The organism is Segatella copri (genome assembly GCF_026015295.1).
In the GTDB taxonomy this organism is placed as follows: domain Bacteria; phylum Bacteroidota; class Bacteroidia; order Bacteroidales; family Bacteroidaceae; genus Prevotella; species Prevotella copri_C.
In genome coordinates this window covers 1,690,416-1,715,440 of record NZ_JAPDUW010000001.1, presented here as the reverse complement: position 1 = coordinate 1,715,440, position 25,025 = coordinate 1,690,416, and the positions used below count along the sequence as shown (strand labels likewise).

Here is a 25,025-nt window from a genome sequence, read left to right as displayed (position 1 = left end):
AATGGGGTAAGAAAAGTAAGGTCCAGCCATTGCCATGACGGCATCGAAGGTTTCACATTCCGCGACTTCGCCATTCGACGTTTTATAGTCCAGTGCTGACTACAGAGAAATAGAGCCGTTCTTCTGAGTCGTCGTAAACAGAATTTCATCTCCTCATCCTCTCTCTTTCTTCATCTTGCTCCATTCTTCGGTTTACTCTTTCCTGCATTCTGTCAAGGAAGTAAGTCCTACTTTCGTTCTTGCGCATCTTCATATCCGCATAGATGTGGTAGCACTCCTTTGCATTTACTCCAAGCATCTTGTAGAAATATGCGGCTACTTCCTTCAAAGGTATCTCGCCATCGTTGACACAGCCCAGTTCGTCTATACCATAAATGAGTTCAACAAGGTCGGAAGCTTTGCCAGTCCAACGGATTGGGGTGACTTCATTTGACTTTTCCTTGCCTATGGCATTCGTAGCTACTGGGGCGGAAAGCATATTGGATATCCCCGACTTGGCATGCTGCACCATCTTTCGGATAAACGACAAGGCTTTCTTCACATACATGCAGGGAATATGCTCAGTACCCAAATGCAACAGTGGATGATACTGCAATTCGGTTTCGGCAAATACGAGAGAGTGCATAGCCTCGTGCTGCTCATGAGCCTGGCGGCTAAGGTCTATCACACGACCGATAAAGATGTGGTATTCTACCTGCAATTGGGTTGGGTCTATATTGTCCATACCATCCAAGAGTTTGAAGAACTTTGTTTCTGTCAATATCTGATGCTTCATATCGATAAATATTAAAGGGTTCAACACTAAATGATGCGTGTACACACTTAGTTTTGTACTAAATCCATGCCAGAGAATGGTTTCAAATAATAACGAATTTAAGTAACCATATGATTATCAGTATATAACATCGCGATTAGAAGCTTATTACGTAGCGAAGCTTACAGAAAAAGTGTTTCAAAAATGAAACAACAGTATCATCTCTGAAACACTTATCCGTCACTACTTTAACTTTCTTATATGCTTTATGCCATGATTCTTCATCTTCCGGTACATCGTAGAACGGCTTATCCCCATTGACTTTGCTGTAGATGTGACATTGCCTCCGAACACCTCCAATACCTTTTCATAGTGCTCCTTCTCAATACCGTCTTTTTTCTCCTTCAAATTAGTTGCAGGATGGCTGCATCCTTTGCTCAACATCAAAGTGTCTTCTGTGATTGTATCATTTGCAGATAACAGTACGGCTTGCTGGACCACATGTTTCAATTCTCTAACATTACCAGGCCATGAATATGTCAGCATGGCTTTCTGGGCTTCATCTGTTATAGCCGTAACATGCTTGTTCATCCGCTCATTGGCTTCTTCCATGAATGCAGAAGCCAATGGGAGAATGTCATCTTTACATGATTCGAGTTCTGGCAATTGAATAGTAAACTCACAAAGACGATAATACAGATCTTGGCGGAAACGTTTCTCCTTGATTGCATCCTCCAAATTCTCGTTGGTAGCGGCTATTACTCTTACATCGGCTGTCTTTTCTTCCGTACTTCCCACAGGAGAATATGTTTTCGTCGTCAGGACACGCAGAAGCATCTGCTGTACCTCGATTGGCAAGTTGCCAACTTCGTCAAGAAAGAGTGTACCGCCGCTTGCCGCACCGAAATATCCGTCCTTGTCACATTCAGCACCCGTGAATGCTCCTTTTCTGTATCCGAACAATTCAGACGCGGCAAGTTCCTTGCTCAATATGCCACAGTCCACACGGATATATGGCTTGTTTGATCGGTTGCTCTTTGCCCAGATGCTGTGTGCAACATGTTCCTTCCCGGTTCCATTGGCACCAAGAATAAGCACAGAAATGTCTATTGGAGCACACAGAAATACACGGTGATAAACCTCCTGAAAAGCCTTGCTCTTCCTTTCCTGTATGTTTCCTGTTTTCTTTTTCCGTAGCTCTCGGTGACGGATTATTTCCTCTATCTGTGGATACAGTTTGTCGAACAGCAACTCCTTCGGGATATAATTCACCGCCCCGAGTTTCATTGCCTCTACTGCTGTGACAGCCTGGTCGTACTGGGTCATAATGATAAACGGATTGCGGATGTCATTGTCATTCATCCACTTGAGCAAGTCATTACCCGTCTTATTGTCTCCAAGCTGCAAATCACACAAGACAACATCTTCTACATGCGCATTTCGAACAAGTTCAACGGCATTCTTGAAGCTGTAAGCATTCCTGGTATGGAAGCCTTTTGATTCAAGGATGCTGCACAGATAGTTGCAGAATGTTCTGTTGTCATCAATCACTAATATCGTATCTTTTGCCATATCAAACGTTATTTTCAAGTTGTGTTGTTGCCTCATTGATGATGGTCTCTGCCTGTCTGATTACAACATAAACTGCCATGTTTATTTCTTCATCCGTAGCAGAGGTATTCTTCAAGAGTCTGCTGAGTTCCCGCAGTGGTCCGTCTGCACTGATAATGCTCCACGAGCTGTACAGGTGATGTACTATATTCTGCATTTTCACCCTGTCTTCTATGGAAGCCGTCGCCTTTATGCTTACAAGCTCTTCCTTCGTCTCACCGACAATTGTCTCGAGCAGCTTGTTCGTATTTCCGTATGCCATCAACCTTGAAAAATCCATCTTATGCTCTTTTGTTACGGTTTCTATATATCCTTCAACCTTCTCACGGAGTTCCTTAAAGGATACAGGCTTGAAGACGCAGCCGCAGAATCCTGCCGATATGAATTCCTCTTCGGTGATGTTGTCGGACGCCGTCAGTATCAATACGGGGATGGATCGTGAATTTCTGATATTGGAGGCTCTCAAAAGTTCCAAAACTGCATATCCGTCGTATTCCGGCATCTTCAGGTCTGTAATCAACAAGTCGTATTCATTCTCACGCATTTTCAGCATCAGATCGTTCACATTCCGGCAGGTATCGCAAGACATTCCGGCAACAGAAAAAGCCTCATGTATGATTTCAAGCTGTGCCTCGCTGTCATCAATGGCTATGATCCTGTAATTGGATGCAGTGTCAATACCTTGATAGCAGTCTGTCACATTCTGCGGAGAGTCTGCTCTTTCCATTGGCAGCTTCACTGTAAAAATGCTGCCTTTTCCTTTTTCACTCTCTACGGATACGGTACCTTTCATCAGTTTCACAATGCTGTCAACGATAGACAGACCAAGCCCGAACCCGTCCTTAGTTGCAGCATTGCCAAGACGGTGAAATGCCTTGAAGATTTCAGCTGTCTGTTCTATACTCATGCCTGTACCGTTATCATGTACAGACATGGTGTATATTCCATTGATATACTCGGTTATCAGTATGACATCTCCTGACGATGAGTATTTGATGGCATTCGACAGCAGGTTTCGTCCGATTCTCAATAATTTCAACTTGTCAGCTATCACTACTCCTTCCGCATGGGCATGCACCGTAAGAGTCAGACCCGCCTGCGTAGCTTGTGCAGAATACTCCAACCGCAGCATTTCTGAAATGCTTTTCAAATTTACAGGCTTCTTGAAAAGCGTTTCCTTTCCGCTGTCCAAGCGATAAAATGTCAACAGACCATCTATCATTTCAGACATCATCTTGGAGGACTGATATATGCCAGTCATTCTTTCGCAAGAAACATGGTCTCTCTCGCGAAGCATTTGTGCAGACTCGCTTGATATAGCAGACAATGGACTTCTTAATTCATGAACAATGGTCAGAAGCGTCTTTCTACGGCTTCTCAGCAGTTCCTGATTCTGTCGGTTTGCTTCTTGAAGTTCCGCAATAAGCTGCTCCATGTCAGCTTGGCTTTTACGCATTCTTGCTGCAAATTTCTTTACAAGAATGAACATAATGAGAAACACTGGTATAAGTGAGCTGAGCATACATATATAATAATAAGGATTTCTATTTTCAATAGCCTTAATCTGCTGCTCACGCTTGGCAATACCATTATTCACTTTTGCGTCAACAACGGTTATCACATTCTGCAAATGCTTATTGATGACCTCATTTCTGATTCTGAGGCTGTCGAGTATGCCACTTACCTTACGGCTCTGCTGCTGGTGTCTTGTCAACAAGTCGTTGTGCAGCGTAGTCAGCATCCTTGCCGTTTCGCTATGTCTCAACGTGACTTTGGAGGAGTCTGTCTTCTCGGACTTCTTACCGAACAGACGTCTGAAAAAGCCTTTTTTCTTTTTCTTCTGCGCTTCCTGCGCTGATGAAACGACTCTTCTGCTTTCAGACTTGCTCTTTTCTACAATCTTAGGGACTTCTGTGGTAAACCTTGAATGAATATCGTTGCACTCGTGTATCGCATTTCTCATGGCAAGCAAAAGTCTTTCTTTTTCTTTCAACAATTCCTGAACCGAACGTATATCTTCATTGGTACAAAGACCGGCTATATTCTGAAGGCGGCTACTAACATCCGCACTAAGCCTGTGGTATTCGTTCGCTGCTGTTGAATCCCAGTCGGCAGCCGTTTCACCGAGCAGGGCCAGTTTGGTGACATGTATGTTCAAATCATACATGCTTTTTCGCCAAAGATGCAGTTCTGCATTTCTATTCTCCATACTACTTCTGTCGCGCCATTCAAATAGGCCGATTCCAATGGTACATCCTACAACAATGGTGGCTATCATTATGCCTAAAGCCATCCATCGGCAGATATGCCCGGTCTGTTTTTTGCGTTCCATATTGCTATTATCTTTTGATATTACTATTACATATTGCCAATTTATATTGTCTTTAGTTGACAAAGATACACTCATAGCTTCACAATTACGAATTTCTGCTCATTTTATAACAACTTTTATTACTTTAAAAACGATCTGTACGTCGTACATATAAGCTAATTTGCGTATCTTTTACGTTGTTTTTTTTTATTTAATTATACATTTTCATTCTTTTTATTTACTTTTGCACCGTCTTAGCGGATAGTTCCGCCAATAGGTAATTGATTATTATAACTTAAAAGGAAAGTATGAAAACGAAACTGATTGTTTTGGCGATAAGTTCTCTGGCAATTCTGGCTTCCTGCACAGGAAAGAAGACTACGCCAAATGCTGCAGACAATGATTCTGCAAATGTAGTTGACACCACCGCTTCTAATAAGGACAATGTGGATTTGGCGTCTGTTGCAGGAACGTATGAGGGAACTCTCCCGGCAGCAGATTGCCCGGGTATAAAGACAGTGCTCACCATCAAGGCTGACAGTACATATCAGATTGAGCAGGATTACATTGACCAAAAGGATGGGCATAACGAGGCAAGCGGAGTATTCAAAGTACTCGATGACAATGTACTGATGCTTGTACGTCCCTCAAGCGGTGAGCATACCTTCTATAAAGTGAAGGCTGACAATATCATTGTTATGACAGACTCGGTTGGCAATGAACCAGAAGGTGAAATCGCCAGGTTCTATGTGTTGAAAAAGAGAAAGTAAAAAACAACGTTACAAATAAAAATCCGTGGATAGGTTAATTCCTTATCCACGGATTTCTATTAGTAGGAAGTAAAAATTTGAACACAGCTAATCTCAACTATCTAATAATAGTGGGAGTCAATAAACTGCTTTTTTGAGAAAAATCTCTCTCTTTGTATTTTTTTATTTCACATCCTTCTTTTATTAAAATACTATCACCACTAAACAAAATAGCTTCATTAAATGAGCTCATATTTAAATTAGAACGCATACAATGAAGCACATGTTTTTTTAAATCATACCAATAGTAGTATCCTTCTTTGAAAAAAATAGCTCCATCGATATCCGATGACACATCTCTGCTTGTTGTATATTTATGAGTTATAATTTTATTAAATCGCTTATCTAAATATGACAATGTTATATACCTGTAGCTTGAAGAACCCGTAAGGAAAAATACATAATCAGTGCCAAATAAAATTTTTGGTACAGACTGTTGCTTTGTCTTGCTATTTAAATAGTAATCAAGAGTATCAATATAATTTGTAATACTTACCTGAAGTGAATAGGAGTTATCTTCTGCAGGTACAAGTTTAACAAATATGCCATTTTTTGCAAATACACTCTTAAATCCTACCTTATTAATGACATCAATGCTTACATTTGTTTCTTTGGCTACCTTATTAGAATCAGAACACCCTAATATCAGTAACAGCAATATTATCATAACACCTCGGTAAAAAAATACCGAAGCGTTATGATAATAAAGAGCATTATAAAGGTTTGTTTTTACTTCCATTTACTTTTCTAAAGTTTCTATTTAAATTTACACCTTTAATTATAAAGTTAGAAACAGGTCTCCAGAAAATAGTTCCGCCATATGCAGCCGAAGAATTATATAAGACCATTCCTTTCCAATACCCTTGAATTGCTGGACTATAAGTAAGTTTTTTACCTAACATTTGAAATTCAGGATTAAATATGGCATTTTGGTTTCCAGATGCATTTTTTAGCCTATTCCCGCCAGCCCAATAACTATAGAAAGTTTGGTAATGGGAACGGGAAATTCCTAATCCTTGATTTTTCGATTTTACATGCTCCCAGCCTTTTATTGCCAAGTCAAAGCCATCCCATCTTATAGCACCATTTGAAAAATCTTTTCCTCCAGTTATAGCATTAAGGACAGCAGCCATACTATATTCAGCATTATTGTTGTATTGAGTATTGTTTCCTCCATCTCTATAACCAAAGATACCTTCCGTTTGTATTGTTTGCATTATACTTTTTCCCTTATAGTCTGCAAGGTTCTTTATAGCACTTGCTAATGCAAAAGATTCGATTTTATTACCAGATGACTCTTGGGCAACGGTATTAGCGAATATATTTAATTCACTGTTTTTCAGACTTAAGACATTTGCATTTTGAAAATGATTTCTTCCAGCTTTGTCTTTAGACACAGCGTCTGCGAGATAGGCAATATTATCTTTTCTTCCATCATTACCTAACCATCTTCCAGCCTTATTATAATAATCCCCCATGCCATCAGGGTCAACTAAAACAACGGGGTTATTATGACAAAATCCATATGTTGTAATGTTTGGATATTCTTCTTCCAAAGGGTCTGTAGTCGTCCACAAACTCACCCTTGGGTCATAGTATCTTGCCCCATAGTAATACAATCCCGTTTCCTCATCGAATTCCTTCGCATTGAAAAGATAAGGCGTATTCCAGATGTTATTGCGCTCCTCAACGAACACTTCACCGAAAGGAACATATTCAATATGCTGCACCACCTCGCCGTCAAGGTTGGTGATGTAACTACTGCTACCCAAGTGGTCTGGGTGGTAGTAGAACTGCATCTTCTCGTATGCGTCACCTTCTTGGAAATTGTTCTTCATTGCTCTTGCCATAACACGTGCCTGCGCAGCCTCCAAGCTGCCGTCATTGCAGCAGAAGCCCTTACCATCGACATAATCGTTGTTGTCCTCGCCATTGTACGGCACTGCAAAGGTTGCATAATTATCCTTGATAACCTGCAACTGCTGAGTATATTTAACCTTATAATCAACAGACAAGCCATCAGTCTCACTACCTGCATACTGGATGCGGCGTGGGTCTGATCCGTAAGAATCGAAGTCACCAATCTTGGAAACGACACGCTGACTACCTATATAGATATGCTTTGTATAGCGTCCGCCTTGGTTGGCAACGAGGTAAGGAGATACATACAATGAGAACTTGGCGGTGTTCGTGCGGCCTCCTGCAAACTCAGAGTTCACATAGACTTGGTCACTCTCGCCCGATGTCTTCACCGTGCGTTCTCCGTCTGCGTCATACCAATAGTTGGTCACAAAGCCGTTATCATCAGAAGCAAGGAGACGGTTCTCCTCATCCCATTTGAGTTTGCGCTCTGCGGTCTTCTCGTCAGCCATGCCATCCTTCTTTGTACGGCTTGTATTGACATAGACCAGGTTACCATTGGCATCGTAAGTGTAAGTATGGTTGTTGTCCACCTTGGCCACGGAATTCGGATTCTCTTCCGTGCGGTAGTTCGCATCCTTCACTTCTGCGAGCAGGAACTTTTTGCCCTCAGTCTTGCCGTAGGTATAGGCCAGGTCATAGCCCACATGGAGCGTTCCGTCGAACTGCACGCCCTGCTGCGTGAAATGCTGCTTCTTCGACACAATGCGGTGCATGTTGTCGTAGCCCATCTCCAGCCGATAGGAAGCGGTCTTGCTGTCCGCTCCAGCATAAGTTCCCGTGGCACTTGCCAGGCGGTAGAGTGCGTCATACGTATAGGCATGCGCCATCTGTCCGCCCGCCTTTCCGCTTTCGGGAAGTGCGGCCTTGTTGGCAACGCTGAGCACGTTGCTTACGGCATCGTAGGCATAGGCATTGTCCATGATGGACTTGCCGCCTGCGTTGACCGTCAGGTTCTGCAGCCTGCGGCGTGCGGGTTCGTAGGTGTAGAAAGTCTCCGCACCGTTGCAGTACTTCAGGTTGGTGCGCTGCTCGAATTTGTCATAGCCGATACTGTTCACGTAGTCATAGCCGTAAGACTTTCAATATTTCATAATCAGGTTTGCTATCTTATAACAACTCAAACGATTCCTTTTTATAGCATTATGCTAAAAAACATCAGATTTTTGAATCGTATTTATGTGATAAACGAGTCTTTTATTTATAGAGCAGAAGGAAGATACCTGTAATTTCTGTATCCCCTTCTGCTCAACTGTTTACTTTAAAACATGCATTATATCATGTAATATAATATCACCATTATCCCATAGAACATAAAACCAATACCGCCATAGTATCCCTTAAGAACTGAAGGATGAGGAATTGTTATTTTGAAATAAGTCCTATTAACAGGATTCTTTTTCTGTTCCATATATGTATCAATAAATATTTCTATACCAAATAATATTGCACAAAATGCATGACAGATGTAATAAAAAAAACTTATCACACCTAAGAACAGTCCTATCAATGAAGCTATTCCATATATATATGTGGAAAAACTTTTTTTACTTCTATTTCTGTATAAATATATAAGTATCCATACACTACTCAAGAGCGTTATGCAATTAATAAATATTATGCACCATAGAGGTATCGTATCCATTATTTATTATCTTTTGTATTATTATCTTTTGTATTATTATTATTTTCTGAGTCCTTTTCTTCTATTACCTTATCGGTGATTTTTTCAGCTCCAGAGATTTTAAGTTGGCGACTTTGATCTAATATTTCAGTTCCTAAGTCAAAACCTTCTTCACCGATTTTTTTGTCATGACTAGGCAAATATTTATGAAATAATTTTCCTGTTGCTTTGTCAATAAGTACAAAAAGACCACTCTTAAGCACATCAGCCCAATCATCATTTACTGCATCAATGAGCATTCCTGTAATACCTGCAGCACCAGAAATTGTGTTTCCAATACCAGCCAAAGGTACACCAACTTCAGCACCAGCAACAGACAGTGTTAATGCATAGCCAGCTATAGCAGCAGCATCTCCGACATTCTGGGCTGCATTGACAAATTCTTTACCGACTTTGTAATGAAGAGTTACAACAAATTCACCATTTTCATAAGAACATACCTGATAAGAATATCTAAGAATAGGATTCTTTGTATCTCTGTTCTCAATTACTTCAGAAGCTTTGTTCTTGTGCCATAGATTGTACCATTTACGCGAGGCTTCAGCTAAAGCTTTCCATCTGAAATTTCCATCAGGATCTATATATATGATGGGATTGTTATCTGTATAAATATACGGTGATACATTTGGAGTTTTTTCCTTTAATGCATCCGTAGAAATCCACAAACTCAACCTCGGGTCATAATACCTCGCTCCATAGTAATACAACCCCGTCTCTTCATCGAATTCCTTCGCATTGAAAAGATAAGGCGTATTCCAGATGTTGTTGCGCTCCTCAATGAACACTTCACCGAAAGGAACATACTCGATATGCTGTACCACCTCGCCATCAAGGTTGGTGATGTAACTACTGCTGCCCAAATGGTCTGGGTGGTAGTAGAACTGCATCTTCTCGTATGAGTCGCCTTCTTGGAAGTTGTTCTTCATTGCTCTTGCCATTACACGTGACTGCGCTGCCTCCAAGCTGCCGTCATTGCAGCAGAAGCCCTTGCCATCGACATAGTCGTTGTTGTCCTCACCATTGTACGGCACAGCAAAGGTTGCATAATTATCCTTGATAACCTGCAACTGTTCGGTATATTTAGCTTTATAATCAACAGAAAGGCCATCAGTCTCACTACCTGCATACTGGATGCGGCGTGGGTCTGAACCGTAAGAGTCGAAGTCACCAATCTTGGAAACGACTCGCTGACTACCGATATAGATGTGCTTGGTATAGCGTCCGCCTTGGTTGGCAACGAGATAAGGTGATACATAGAGTGAGAACTTGGCGGTGTTCGTGCGACCTCCAGCAAACTCTGAGTTCACATAAACTTGGTCACTCTCGCCAGAAGTCTTCACCGTGCGCTCGCCGTCAGCGTCATACCAATAGTTAGTAACAAATCCATTGTCGTCAGAAGCAAGAAGACGGTTCTCCTCATCCCATTTGAGTTTACGCTCTGCGGTCTTCTCGTCAGCCATGCCATCCTTCTTGGTACGGCTTGTGTTAACATAAACGAGGTTGCCGTTGGCATCATACTCGTAGGCATGATTGTTGTTCACATTCTCGCTTTCTGAAGGTGTCTCCTCCGTGCGGTAGTTCACATCCTTCACGTTAGCAAGCTGGAATTTCTTACCAGTGTCTGTGCCGTATGTATAAGTAAGGTCATAACCAGCGTTGAGCGTACCATCAAACTGCACATTGTTCTGCGTGAGAATCTGACGCTTCGAAGTGATACGGTGCATGTTATCATAGCCCATTGCAAGCGTGTAGTTTGCAGTCTTGTTGTCCGCACCTGTATAAGTACCAGTTGCACTGACAAGACGATAGAGGGCATCGTATGTATAGGTATGCGCCATCTGCCCGCCAGCCTTGCCACTCTGTGGCACTGATGCACCATTTATCACGCTGAGCACATTGCTCACCGCATCGTAAGTGTAGGCATTGTCCATGATGGTATTGCCACCACTGTTCACGGTGAGGTTCTGCAATCTGCGACGCTGAGGATCATAGGTGTAGAAAGTCTCCGCACCGTTGCAATACTTCAAATATGTGCGCTGCTCAAACTTGTCATAGCCGATCTTGCTCACATAATCGTAGCCGTATGACTTGTAGCCATGAACCTTCTCAAGCTGACCTCCGAGGTTGTAAGAATAGGTAATCTTCTCCTCATCAGGATAGATCATCTCCAACAGACGGTTGTGGCTGTCATAAGTCCATTGCGTCACGTAGGTTGCTATCGCCTGGTTAGGCACAATCAGCGTGCGGCGGGTCTTTGTTACTTCACCCATCTTGCCATAGAAGTATTCAATGGCACCCGTTCCGTCCTCACGGAGCATCAATCTGCCAATACGGTTCTGAGAAGCGTTGCGACCACCATAGTAATACTTCACGTTATTCTCCGGGTGGTCAGGATAGTTGATACCCGTCAGACGCTGATAGTCGTAATCGTAGGTGATGAACTTGCCTTCCTTTGCAAGGTTGGCAGTCTGCTTGGTCAGCACATTGCCGAGCGCATCATAAGTGAAACTTGTGATGCCGCTTGCAGGATGGTTCACCTCAGTACGGCGGTCACCCATGTCGTAAGTAGAGGTCGTTACATTGCCCTCCGTGTCGGTGACACGGACAAGGCGCTGTATGCCGTCATACTCAAACGAGGTGGTAATCTCACCGTCAGGACCGCTCTTCTGGATGGTCTTCAAGGTCTTGCCACTGCCATTGGTATGGGTAGCCTGCACATTATGGAGTGCGTCTGTTACGGTTGTAACAAGTGCATGGCTGCCGTTGTCAACAGTATAGGCCGTAGTTGTCGTAGAGTTGTCCGGCAATGTCACTGAGGTAGCACGGTCGAGCACGTCATAAACAGTAACCGTTGGAGATACATTGTCAAATGACTTGTTGAATGTGGACTTCGATCCAGTTCCTTCCGTTGTAGGATAGAAGGCCTTTGCCACACGTCCGAAAGCATCATACATGTTTCTTCCGCTGACTATCATCACGTTCTCATCCTTGGCAGAGTTTCCCTTGGATGCACTTGTCACAACACCGTCCTTCTTCACCTGCACGGCTCTTCCGAAACCGTCAACGAATGTAACGGTCTCCAAATCATCGTTAGGGTGCTGGATGTCGTAGTGCTTGGTCACTGCGTATGCAGGAGCGGTAATGCCACTCTCACCAAAGGTAGCCAAAGGCTGATATTCAAAGGCGATGGCATAAGGCACGCCCGTAGCCAACTCATTTGGACCACGCACGCCAGTAATGCGACCGAGGTCGTCAACATCAGTCTCATAGTAGAAGTTGTTGAGGTCACGATGCTCCTTGGCTATACCATAGCGATAGTCAAAATTGCCTTGCTCGCTGCGGTAGCCCCACGCATCGTCAATACGCTCCACATACATGTTCATTTCCGGCTCATAGCGGTACTTGTACCACATGCGCTGTCCCTTGCCGTTGGCAGGGAGGGTCTTCTGGATGATGTTGCCGTAAGAGTCGTACTTGTAATCAGTAACTGCCGCACCGTCATTCAACTGTTGCGTAATCTGGGTGATGTGGTTGGCATAGTTGGTGTTGTACTTTGCCGTCACATGGTGGTAAATCGAGCCGTCACCGCCAGTCACCGTAACATCTATTGGAAGTCCGAAGATATGCTTCGCTGCATTGTCCGTGTATTTAATGGCGGTTGCATAGTCAAACTTTCCGTTTCCGTCCTCGCCAAGGCTTCCCTTGTCGCTGTACTTGTAGGACTTCAACTCACCATGATAGCCATTGAGGTAGTACTCGTTCCATGCCTCAGATGTAACCACACCGTTTGCCGCTCCCTCATACTGCAAATTTGCCGTATAGCGGAGAGGTACGAATGCAGATGCACGGTCACTCCAAAGATTCACGTCACGCTTTGCGAACATGTACTTGTCACCGTCGGCAGTCAGATAGTAACTGTCGTAGCGATTCTTTGTCTCCGTGTATTTGTTGCCGTTGGCATCCTCCACGGAAGTAGCAGTAACATTGCCCTGCGTGTAGTAGTTGGCAACATCGTAGTTCTCAACAGCCTGTCTGTAAACAGAATTGCCTTTCTCCGTGTCAAGGTTTTTGGTGATGACCTCACCGAAACCGAGGAACTCACGTTCATGGCGGTCACGCTTGCCGTCCTTGTACTCAAAGGCGGTAGTCATTACAGGTCCATCGTCATGGATACCATCATCAACGGTAAGGGCAGACATTACCCACTTGCCACCAGGAAGTCCGTAGGTAGGAGTGGTATGCGCATAGTCGAGTGTGAAAGTGCCGCCCAAGGAGTTGGTGACAGACTTTAACATGTTTGTCCTGCCAATGGCAGAGCGTGTAACCTTTAACTCGCTTTCCTTCTCAGACTCAACGATGTCAAGATAGCCGTCACCGTCCACATCCTGCAAAGAATATGTAGGGCGGTTGATGCTATGTGAGGTGGAAGCACCAGGGTTGGTTGAAATCTTGATGCTTATGACAGGAATGTTGATGGTCAAAGTGAACGCTGCATTTGCAGACTCTGATGTAGAGGCTGATTCACTAAGCGCACTTGCACCCTTCCAACTGATAGGCTCGTCAAAGCCATTGCCTGTATTAAGGGCAACAGTGATACCGTCACCATTCTTCCAGACCTTATCTGGGAGACCGTCAGAGTTGATGTCGATAAGATTGTATTCCTCCTCACTTTCAGAGGTTACGATGCCAAAGCCTGCTGAGAAACTGCCGGAGGCCTTGTTTATCGACTGCTTTGTGCTCTTATTTTGGGTAGTTCCCCAACCAAAATCTTCCCCTGCACCTGCACCAAAATTATAGGAAAGAGACTTACCGCCTTGGATGCGGTCCAGCACCCAGTCAACAGGCTCAGTGAAGGCATAGCCAAGGTTCAGTTTTACTTTCTTGTCTGAAAGAATCTTGTCGGGAAGTCCATCGCCATTGATGTCAATGAAAGATTCAACTGCCTCATCCGTATTCTTTGGCGCACTGCCAGAAATGGAGAATTGAGCCAGCCATGCAGTCTGCTGGTTCAGTATGGTTGCTTTGCCCTTGGAGATTAGATTTGTGATGCTTGACGCTGAAGCCACAGGGTTACCGCCATATCCCCATGCCTGTGAAGCGTTGTCGGAGTTGCTGGAGCCGATGCCCTTATAGATTTCGCCGCTCAGTCCACCAAGAGAGTTGGTGTATTGAATCGTACCACCAGCGATGATGTCCGGGAAACCATCACCATTCATGTCCATCATGGTGACCTCTGTCTTGGCACTACCGCTCGCATCGTTGTGTGTGATACCAAGCGCACCGCCTTGCACTACCGTGCTCTTGCTGGACATCACTTGGCTTACTGCCGCAGCACCAGTACCCTGCAAATATTCACCTGCAAGTCCTGCTACCTCGGTATCGTTCTCCAACGGATTGGAGAGAAGAACATCCTGCTCGGTCAGTCGTGCTGTGCTTGCCTCGGTTGCAGTAAGATAGATGTCCTGTCGCTGACCGACCCACTTGTCCATAGAAGTCTGGTCTGTACCCAATGGAGTGAATGCCATCGTGAGAGGGTCAACCTTGTCGTTCTCGTTTTCAGGCAATTTCAGCAAGGACTCGTCAATAGGCTTTGCATATCTGCCCTCTGCCGAGTTATAGACAAAACCTCCCCAGCCACGGTAAAGCATACCGAAGCCAAGATTGTCATTCTCTGCATAGAATCCTGCAAGCACATTCTCTGTTACGAGACCTGCCGCATCTTTCAGAATGGAAACAGAGGCTGAAGTAACAGTTTCATTAGAGATTGCTGCCGGATAGCTGTATTCAAACCATATCTTCTTTCCTACGGTCGCTGCAAATCGCAGAGTATCGGCTTTCAAGATGCCATTCTCGATATTGAAAGACTTCTTGCCGATGAGTGCATCCTCTGTCTTGGCGGTCAAAGTAACCTGGCCATTGATGGAATTGTCAGAAAGGGTAAGCACTGGCGACACAACCAGAACGGTATCAGTCGCAGTGGTCAAGTATGGCTTGCCCTCTGCCAAGGCTTTTGCGAAAGTCTTGTAATGTGCAGGAACTGCCATGGTATGCTCAACATTGGCAGAATCCTTGTAAGTTACGGACGCTTGCCAACCTATATTCTTCCAATCAACATTTGAGGTGGATGAAATCTCAAAGCTGAAATTGGTCAGTTTTTCTGTATTCTCCAGACTGATGTTGAGTGAATCGCCATTGAAAGTCTCATTAGCCTTCAGTGTACGAGCAAAGACAGTCTTCTCGATATAGTTCGGGTTGTCGTTCCCGTCACTATCTTTCTTTTCATTGCTGCCGATGATGCTGAGAACAACATCGTCGGTTGTTACAGGCTTGTGGAAGGCACTGCGAACTTCCACGCTTGAACCATTCTCCACATTAGCGGAGGTGTTCACATCATAGATGGCACCATCCTCAGGCTTGTACTCTGTTGAAGAAAGCCCGTTAGGCAAGATATTTGACTCGCCAGCGTAAGTAATGGTAGGTGACCAATTCACCTTATCAAATGAGCCGTTGCTTGTTTCCTCAGAGCCAGACTGGACACGGAAATAGATTCTGTCACCACGCTTGACGGCAACAGATGATACGGCTGCGCTGTATGGACTGTTGTCACCCTTGGCTATCGTCTTGTTCCAAAGTTCATTGCCTCCCTTTTGGATGGCAATTCTTACGCCGTCTGCCTTCTGATACTCGTCAGCATCATAGTCATCTGTTGGTGCAATGAGGCTAACTTGACCAGTTACGCTGACAGTTCCGTCCTTTGGAGCCTGCCAAACACGCACTATGTCCTCCATCGGTGAGTTCTTGATGGCTTCCGCCTGCTCATCCTTACTGACCTCCATGACGGAAGTGTCAACCTTGCCACCATAGATGATTGGGCTTGGCGTGTCGGCACTGCTCAATGTAAATGTAGGCACGGCATTGCCAGATCCGTCAAACTCCAAGTGGTTGAAATAGACCTTGCCATTGGAAACGAGGTCAACAAGTCCGTCACCATTGATGTCGCTGAAATACTGAGTGGTCTTTGTCTTAGTGGTTGACTTGTCCGTTCCGACAACGGCAGTCAGGACATCCCAACCGACAACGGCATTCGCACCGAAAGTGTTGGTAGAACTTTTGGTTGTCGAGAAGTTACTGATGCCCTTTACCTTGATAGGCTCACCATATACGACTTCTCCGTTGTCTGTCTTAATCTGTGGACGATAATAAACAGAACCACCGGACTTGTACACCTTGTCAGGAAGTCCGTCACCGTTCAAGTCAACGAGTGCGGAAAGTCCCTTGCTCGTGTCGCTTGAATAGCTGTAAGAGCCACCCACGGTATTGCTTTTCCAAGGACTTCCGTCCACGACACCCACACCTGCATAGAACGAACCGCTCACGGAAGAGCTTGTCGTTCCGCCAAGTGCAGTTGGCTTGTCGCTGAAACGCTTGCTGACAGCCTTTAACGGATTGATGAACCCTGCGTCAAGTCCATCATCATGGGTGTTCCATTTTTCGGAATCATCCTTGAAAGGAACATAGCCCTTGTCTGCCTGTACGTCATCATAGTAGTCGAAGTTTTGGAAGGAGACCTCCTTGCCGTTGTTGTCATACTGTCTGACACCAGTGAGCATTTCCTTGTGGAAAGCCCCTTCCTTATAGTCGAAGGCATAGCTGCGCAGGGTCTCGCCCTGGAAATTCACAGTCACTTTCTCCAACAGCTTGTTGGAGGAGGCGAGGAATCCATAGCGGGCATTGTTGGTCTTTACCTGCTTTACCTTGTTGCCATCAAAGAGTACAACGGTGTGCGGTTCCTGTCCTGCATTACCTGCGTGAACCTCCTTCAGATATGCAGCCTTGGCCTTCAAGCCGCCACGCACATCCTCATCCACGATGTCATACACATATTCTATATAGTCACCGTGGAGTTCCTCGACACGTTTCAGCTTCCATTCGGCAATCACCTCACGGGTATTGCCCGAAGCATCGGTGACATTGCCCTTTACAACAGCTCCGTCACCACCATAGATGTACTTGACACCCTGCTTGTCTGTAACCTCCCAATAATAGTTGGCAGGACTGTCACCCTTGCGGATGATACGGCTGAAATCACCGCCTTGGCGGGTGTAGAACTGGCGGTCAGCCTTTCTGTTCATCTTCTCGCCACGGTGTGCAACTCCCATCTGTCCGTTGTCATCCATAGTGGAGAGCATTGAACCGGACAAGAGATAAGTCTCCGTCTCTTTTGACATGTCATAACGAGGCACGCCCCACCGGGTGTCAAGCGTAATGCTTGGCACGCTGACGTTCCAACCCTCGCCAAGCCAACCGCTACCGCCCTCGCTGCTGTACTGCAAGCCAAGGCTTGGCTGCATACCGTTTCGTGCTGGCGGCATCTCGAACGGATACTGCAGGTTGGCAGAGCCACGGTTGTTTGCGCTTGGAGGCGCAATGACATTGAGCTTCGCCGTCGGGTCAGCCGCCTTGATGTCGTTCATCATCGTCGGGGCAAAGCCTTCGGTCTGCGGTGACTCCGGGGCCTGTATCACACCGTTAATCATGTCGGTGAAGTGGGTCGTCTTTGAAACGACACACTCTTCCTTCTTGTCCACACGCACACGTTCCAACGCAACCCAATGCTTCTCGGCCGGGTCGTAGTAATAGGTACGGATGTCGTCCTCGGTATAGCCGCTTGGTATTCTCGTGCGGTCATACTTTATCTTGACTGTCGCACCCTCGCCTGTGAAATGGGTTCCGTGAGGGAGAAAACGGTAGCCATGTCCTCCTGCCGTGACGTTGGTCATGGCAAAGTCAAGCTCAGGAACATTCTCCTCTCCGATAGAGTTCACGGAAAGGCTTCTGTTCCGAATGAGGTCTTTCTGAAGAACGACCAGTTTGCTACCTCCTACGGAGATACTGTCAGAGACACCCTTCTTGAAGAGTTTTCTCACGGCTGTCCCGTCCTTTGCCGAAAGGGACAGTGTGGCGGCAAGCAGTAAAACCAATGCCCACGCCACCTTCTGTATATAATTCTTCATGCGTATCTTCCTTTAAGTTACTTTACTGAGATTTTCCTTGTATGCTCCCCATTCTCGGAGATTGCCTTCACGACATACACACCCGATGCGGGAACCTTGAAGTCGGCCTGCTTGACGCTTTCGCCTGTCATTTGGCGTGACACTACCAGTTTGCCTGATACGTCAAACACCATCAATGTGGCTGCAGCAGGCTTGTCCTGTGTGAGTTTAGCCTCGTAGATGCCTGTCGTAGAACCGTTGCCATTGACAGTGAAATCCTCGTCTTCTCCAGAAATGAAGGAGTTGTCAGCCTGTCTGTCCGAGCTGCCCACATGGTTCTCCCTTGCCTGTGTTCCGTTAGGCATACTTGCATCACACTCGCTGCCGACATAGACGGTCATCGTTGTCGTACACTTCTTGGGTGTTTCTATCTGCACGTTGCCCCTTGTGGTGAATGAGGTTACAGGCGTACCGTTTACGGTAAGGTCTGTGATATGTGTCTCGCCCTTTCCGTACTTGATGCAGAACCGCCATGCACGAAGTGACCAGACATATTCATGATGCACGGTCTGTCCGTTCAACTTGTATGTGACCTGCATATTGCGGACTGTAACACTGAGCACATCGCCAGGCTTGATGGTGACATATTTGGTTAGGCTTGTATATCCACCGGTTATGATATGCGCCTTGTCGCCCCGCACGTCGAAGCCATATTGGGTGATCTCGTCCGTGAGGCTTGGCTCCAATCCCACACGGTAGTTTGATTTTGTATCGTTCACCGTCCATGAGATGTCGCCAGACAGATAGGTCCTGGTGTCATGTGAGTATGAGGTGTAGAGTGCGTTGCCAGTGGCATAAATCTCGTTGCCTCCACCTTGTGATACGGACAGCGCATAGGCGCCGGGGGCAAGATTCGTGATTCTATGCGTGTCACCGAAGAATGTTCCTCTGGCAATGGTTTCTCCTTTTACTTTTCCTGCAACGGTGTCAACGCTGAGCACATAGGAATAGACTGGTGTACCGATGTTGATGCCGATGTCGATATACCCGTCATTGCGTGGAACTCCATTCTCGCAACTTGACGGCGTAGGAGTGGCATCATAGGAAATGCCGTCATAATAGGCGAATGTGAACACATCGCTTCCGCTTCCGTCTGCATCCCATAGGATATTGCGGAATATGGTCTTGCCCCTCGTCATATCAGGCTTGGAGCATCTTATGTTGCTATTGCTGTTGATGTCGAAATCACCTTCACCGCTTGGGTCTATGAGCATGACGGTACGCTTGCGGCAATAGTCTGAGAACTCCCTGTCCGGTGTGAGGTCATAGCTCAGCTCTGCCATATAACCGACATCATCTATTCCTCCTGTCCTCAAGCCTGCCATGTTCAAGGCGGACTCTGCTCCTTCCGTTCGGATAATGCCCACATTTGTGTCTGTGTCAGTTGCATCCGAAAGGGATATGGCTCTTGTCGCACTTCCTGTTCCGTCAACACGCAGATAGATGTTTTTGCCTTCCTTGCGGATGGAGATGTCCGTTCCGTCAACATCCGTGGCGATGTATGAATTTGAGACCGCTCCGTTGATGATCGGATAAACAACTCCAACATTGGTGAACCGGAATCCATACTTGCATGTGCTGCCACCGATGCTTCCGAAGCCAACGTCAAAAGTCGGGTGACTTGTCGGACAGGTGAACTCAAAGGCACCGCCACCTCCAACAAGGGCTGGGGTCGTGGCATAAGCTCCGGAAGCGGCTTTCTCTTGGATGATATTGTCAGTAAAGCCATTCCTTGACACTTCAAATCCTTGCGCAGTCCATCTTGCCACTGTACTGTCAGGCTTTGACGGCACGTTGGTCTTGACCATCCATGTACGTTTCATGACATGCCACAGGGAATCTGTAGGTGAGGTATATGTTGCAAGTGCCACATCATCGTCGCCCCAGAAAGTGAAGCCTCTGTCCGGCATCGGATTGCCGTTTTCACGTCCCATGACAAGCAGACGGGAGGCGGATGAAGGGTTGTATGGATTTGCGTCATGATAAGTTCCGTTCTCCTTCAAGGCCGCATACACCGGACTTTCCTCATATGATGTTGCGGAAAGCGGTTGGGAGAGACTTCCTGCCATGTCGGTTCCAACAGCTGTGACCCTATGGTGGTAGGCTTGGTTCTCCGCCATATCCCAAGTCAGGTTTCCGTCGCTGTCAAGATACGAGCCTTTGAGGGTGATGCCGTACTTTACCGCCAGATAGCTCTCCACTTTTCTGCGCTCATCGGGTGTAATCATCCTGCTGAAAACAATAAGCTCAGGGGCATATCCCCGGATGGAAGCATTACCGAAGAGCGAGGTCGGGAAATCCGTACCGAAGCTGCCAGAGGTGGAAGGGGTTCCGATGAATAATGTGGTGTTGGAGTTGTCTCCCCACAATGTTGTTGAAGGATTGCTTACCTTGAAGTAGGACACAACTCGCAGAGCGCTTTCCTTAAAACCGTTCTCGGACAAAGAATCACTTGATTGATAAAGCAGGTCTTCACCCGATGCTGAACCATAGTCCAGCGGTTCAACACCTCTACCCCTTACGGCTTTGTCCTTGCTCAGAATGGCTCCGTCGCCCTTGCGGCCGTCAAGGGCATAGACAACCATATCCTTGCCGATGGTTGCCAGTTCCGGTGAAAAGACACCGATGACGGTAGCCTGTGAGAGGTTGCCGTGTTTGAGTTTGGCACTCAGACTACGGAATCCGTCTGCGAGCCAGAGACTCGGATTGAAGTTGAAGTAATGGACTGAACTGTTCGGAAGAGTAAGTTCAGACTTGACGCCACGGCTGTCCAATAGCATCAGCCGTATGGAATCCCCAGAGAAATCCTGCCAACGGTAATAACCTTGCAGGTCTGAGTTCAAAGGCGCAGTCTTGAACCACAGTTCGCTTCCGCTGACTCCTCCGGGCGTTTGCGCGAAACTGCCGATAGCGAAGCCTAACAGTAACAAAGAAGTAAACTTTCTCATGCGCTGTCAATTTGGAGTGTTTGAAAAATATAAAAACGTATGCCTCTGCCGCGCAGGGAGAGACCAGTGAGAGAGAACGGACTGTTACTACGGAGAAGAATTGTGATATAGGCTTGCTCCGTAAAGTCCTATTGTCACGTGGCAGGCCAATAGGCTTTACCACCAAACTAATGCTGCAAATATACAAAAATAATCTTAATAAACGGATATAATCTTTAAGAAATTTGCTGGTTTGGCGTTTTTTTCTTATGATTTCTGTCAATTTTGCAGAAATCTTTTACATCTGTTGTATGTACTGGAGTTAGTTTGGCAAAAATACACAAATGGTCACGGCTTCAGTTTCTTATGTTAGAATGTAAATCATGGTTTGAAACTGTACACACTCGGAGTACAAATGAAAACACCATATGCTTGTGTCGGAAAGGTATATATGAGCTGATGGTAGAGTCGTCATCAACAACAATGGCCCTGATTTGATAAACACAGCAGGAATACTTGCGATTCATTTTTTATGATGGGGTTATGTTTACAAATTTGAGATTTATTCTAAAAAACAGGGGTATCTTATTATGATAAAAACATCAAGATACCCCTATATATAATAAGGTGTCATAACCGACAGACGGAGCGTGCTTGTTTTCCAACTATGCTTTGTTCTGTTTCTATATTCTTTGTTTCGTGTTTTTCAGCAGTATCTTGCTCCTGTGGTGGTGCCAATTCTAACTGTATTTTTCTATCCAACGCCGCCAGTTCCGCTTTAAGACCTTTCAGTTCTTCCTCTTTCTTCCAAGTCTTGCCAGCTATCTCTTCCAGTTGCGGTATTTCCTTTTCCAAAGCCTTGCATCTTGAATCATACTGCTCAATGTAGCTTGGTATCTTCTGTAAGGCATTCAGAAAGTTGTTTGCCGCTGCTATCGGGTCCGACTTGGCAATGTGACCGTAGTTGTACTGGTACTTGTAATTGCCCTCGACAAAAAAGCGGTTGTCAACAAATGAAAGACCATTCTCGAAACTTGTCTCGCTGACAATCTTGACAGGGAATCCGTAGATTTCTCCAATCCGCTTGTATTGTCCGCCAGTTGTCTCTTTCTCCGCCAACATTTGCAGATGCTTTCCTATAACCTCTAAGTTCGTGGACTCCACACCATCAAGAGTGATGAGGTTGAGGATGTTGCCGTTCTTGTCTTTCTTGGCTTTGCCCATAAACTTGCCGTAGTCCTCGGTCATTCCCTTGAGAGAGGCTTTGTTGTTGCCCAGCTCTGCCGTCTTTGACTGCAATTTTGTTTCTGAGTCACGCTTGCCCTTGTTAAACGATTTGCGCTCACCCTCCAGAGAAGCAATCTTCTTCTCCAGCTTCGCCTTGTCAAGCAAGTCGGTATTTCCAGAGAGAATAGCCATATACTCTGAAAAATTCATGCCAGATTTCTCGTCCATCGCTCCCTCGTCAATGGTTCTCGCTCCCAAGGCACCGCTTTTCAACTGCGAGATAAAAGTCTGCTTGCAGTGCAGGAGGTTGAACTTGTACGAGTCAAGCGACTTTTCCACCGCATAGATGATGACATCAACCTTGTTGTCGGCATACAGCTTGGCAATCTCGTTACCAGCGCGCACACCTCGACCGTCACGCTGTGCCAAGTCTGACGGTCGATCGGGTAGGTCAAGGGCATTGCTGCCCTCTTCCCCCCTAAGAACCGTACATGAGAGTTTCCCCTCATACGGCTCAAGCTTTTCTAAGCCTCTGTTTGTATGCAGAGACCGGCTCAAACTACTTCTTGTTTCCATTTGATTTGCGGGATAATTTAAAACATTCATCATGAACCAACAGATTGCATTTCTTTCCGTTTTGAACGGTTGGCATGACATTCCATGCCTTGTGCGTATCAATAGGCTCACCGCATATAGGACATTTGCGTCCTTGCTTTTCCCATAGGTACAGCAGTGACTTGCGTCCTTTTAGCGTAACAAGCATTTTCGACTTCTTTCTTTTATAGAAGTACAGACGACAGTCTGCATCAAACGGGTTCATGTCTCCTTTAATCTGCGTGTATTGCAGGAATGGAAACGATGAAGTCAGAGACAATAATGTCAATTGGTCTTCCTTTCCGTTTGGTTTCTTGAATTTTGAAGCGAAAGTCCATTTGTTCCCTCGAATGTCATGCCAATATCGGTCTTTTATCCACCGTTTCCCTTTCTTGGAATGACGACGTTTTGCCCATTGCCATAGTGAGAGGAATATCTGATGGTCGATTCTGTGAAATGAATCACGTGTCGCTCCATGCTGATAATAACCTCCCCATCCTCGGATTTTAGAGTTCAACATTCTGATTAACGACTCCTGTCTGCAACCCTTGTTCTCCTTAATTACCTTACGGATATTCTCCATAAAGCGTTTCTCGGATTTCTTTGTCGGCTTGGTCAATATGTCCTTGCCGTATTTGCGGATATTAAAGCCAAGAAAATCAAAACCGTCATGCACGTTGGTTATCACCGTCTTTTCCTCTGATAAGGTCAGACCTCTTTCAGACATAAATTCAGCAACCAATGGCTTGATTTCATTTTCAAGAGTTTCCTTGTTCTCGCAAGTGATGATAAAATCATCCGCATAACGTACAAGGTTCACCATTGGTGAATACAACTTACCATTAACATGATGGCGCTTATATCTATCTGCAAGAGCTTTCTGCAATCCGTCCAAAGTCATATTGGCAAGTGTCGGAGAAATTATACCACCTTGCGGTGTTCCTTCCTCGGTCGGGAACATTTGCTTGTTGAAAACATAGCCACATTTCAACCATTTTCGGAGTATTGCCTTATCCATTGGGATATTGGCAAGTAACCACTCATGGCTGATATGGTCAAAACACCCTTTTATGTCACCCTCCAAAATCCATTCGGGAGAATATCCCTTTCGGAGAATGTTATGACATTGCTGTATTGCATCCATACAGCAGCGTTCCTTGCGGAAACCGTATGAACGAGTATCAGCTGTAGTTTCTGATACAGGCTCCAATGCCATAAGATAGAGTGCTTGCATGGCTCTGTCTTTCATTGTCGGTATTCCCAACGGTCGCAGTTTGCCGTTGCTCTTCTTGATATGAACTCTTCTCAGCGGCATTGGCTGGTAGCCTCTGCGTTTGAGTTGGGTTATTGCTTGCATTTTAGCTTTAGGGGTATCCCATATTTCTTTGTCAACCCCAGGAGTACAACCACCCCCGTTAGAAGTAACCCTCTTTACGGCTAAGGCTTTTGCGTAAAAAGAGTGGGTAAGCGTCCATTGCAAGGCTTTCACCTTGTTATGTCTGCCTTCCTTCTGAGCCTTTACAATACGAGCTTGAAGCTTCTTAACAGCTTGCTCCGCCTTAGTCCAGTCTATTCTGTCCCAATTTGATTGCAGGTTGTCAGTCGGCGCACACGATTGGTCGAGGAGATTTTCTTTGATTTTATCGTTCATTTGCATTCCTACTTTAAAAAGTTCTAAAAGTTTATTGTAAAGAATTACCATTTGGCTAATGTTGGGTATTTGCCTCCCAAACATTACCACAGAAGTCTGCCCACTTTCGTGGTAGGTTGATGTTGTCCCTTGTCAACTCGTGATAAGTGGCTCAAACCCTATCCGTCCCATTACAGAACGGCATTCGCTTTCTCTGTTATCTTATACCTGCACATCATTCAGCATCCATTACTTTCAGCTTACCTGTCTTTTGTCTGACAGGAGATGTACAGGCTTACCATGTTCCACATAGATAACTAACGGATAGGTTAGGTTCTGTCTCATCCTCCGACGGTCTTTACATCCGTGTAATCCTACCATGGAGAGGATTATCTGACCGCATCCCATTTTGGGTAGAGTGTATCAGTATCTTGCACTCTTTTACGACATTACGAAGTTTACTAACAGTTCGCTTACGCTAACCATACTATCCAGCCTCGCCACT

At 45.5% G+C, this 25,025-nt stretch carries 9 protein-coding genes and 1 pseudogene; 1 reads left to right on the top strand and 9 read right to left on the bottom strand.

Translation table 11 applies throughout. The annotated features are described in order from the left end of the window. Window positions 1–145: 145 nt before the first annotated feature. From ONT18_RS07370 to ONT18_RS07360, 3 genes are all read right to left on the bottom strand, one after another. On the bottom strand, window positions 146–775 hold the full coding sequence (locus ONT18_RS07370; RefSeq protein WP_134844495.1) for an RteC domain-containing protein: 630 nt from the start codon (window positions 773–775) through the stop codon (window positions 146–148). A 222-nt stretch (window positions 776–997) separates the two neighbouring features. Next, window positions 998–2,326, bottom strand: a complete 1,329-nt coding sequence (locus ONT18_RS07365) for a sigma-54-dependent transcriptional regulator (protein ID WP_264904739.1) — start codon at window positions 2,324–2,326, stop codon at window positions 998–1,000. Window position 2,327: 1 nt separating this feature from the next. Then, entirely contained in the window at window positions 2,328–4,697 is a 2,370-nt protein-coding gene (locus tag ONT18_RS07360; RefSeq protein WP_264904737.1) for a hybrid sensor histidine kinase/response regulator, read from the bottom strand. 287 nt (window positions 4,698–4,984) lie between these two features. On the opposite strand from ONT18_RS07360, the gene ONT18_RS07355 reads away from it, so the two are divergent. After that, window positions 4,985–5,446 carry a copper resistance protein NlpE gene (locus ONT18_RS07355; protein ID WP_218459031.1) on the top strand — a complete coding sequence of 154 codons (462 nt, stop codon included), beginning with the start codon at window positions 4,985–4,987 and terminating at the stop codon, window positions 5,444–5,446. Window positions 5,447–5,543: 97 nt separating this feature from the next. Here the strand turns inward: ONT18_RS07355 and ONT18_RS07350 are convergent, their stop codons facing one another. From ONT18_RS07350 to ltrA, 6 genes and pseudogenes are all read right to left on the bottom strand, one after another. After that, window positions 5,544–6,224, bottom strand: coding sequence for a hypothetical protein (locus ONT18_RS07350; protein WP_153092967.1), 681 nt, complete (start codon window positions 6,222–6,224; stop codon window positions 5,544–5,546). Continuing rightward, window positions 6,199–8,328: an RHS repeat-associated core domain-containing protein gene (locus tag ONT18_RS07345; protein ID WP_301331990.1), complete on the bottom strand. Its 2,130-nt coding sequence runs from the start codon at window positions 8,326–8,328 to the stop codon at window positions 6,199–6,201. The genes ONT18_RS07350 and ONT18_RS07345 overlap by 26 nt, the downstream gene beginning before the upstream one ends. A 721-nt stretch (window positions 8,329–9,049) precedes the next feature. Further along, entirely contained in the window at window positions 9,050–18,103 is a 9,054-nt protein-coding gene (locus tag ONT18_RS07340; protein ID WP_264904734.1) for a SpvB/TcaC N-terminal domain-containing protein, read from the bottom strand. Between the two features lie 17 nt (window positions 18,104–18,120). Further along, a complete protein-coding gene (locus ONT18_RS07335) occupies window positions 18,121–21,090 on the bottom strand; it encodes a T9SS type A sorting domain-containing protein (RefSeq protein ID WP_264904732.1) in 2,970 nt (989 codons plus the stop codon). Window positions 21,091–21,744: 654 nt separating this feature from the next. Further along, window positions 21,745–22,752, bottom strand: a pseudogene (locus ONT18_RS07330) (hypothetical protein); the annotation flags it as partial. A 103-nt stretch (window positions 22,753–22,855) separates the two neighbouring features. Beyond that, on the bottom strand, window positions 22,856–24,541 hold the full coding sequence (gene ltrA, locus ONT18_RS07325; RefSeq protein ID WP_049702337.1) for a group II intron reverse transcriptase/maturase: 1,686 nt from the start codon (window positions 24,539–24,541) through the stop codon (window positions 22,856–22,858). Window positions 24,542–25,025 lie beyond the last annotated feature (484 nt).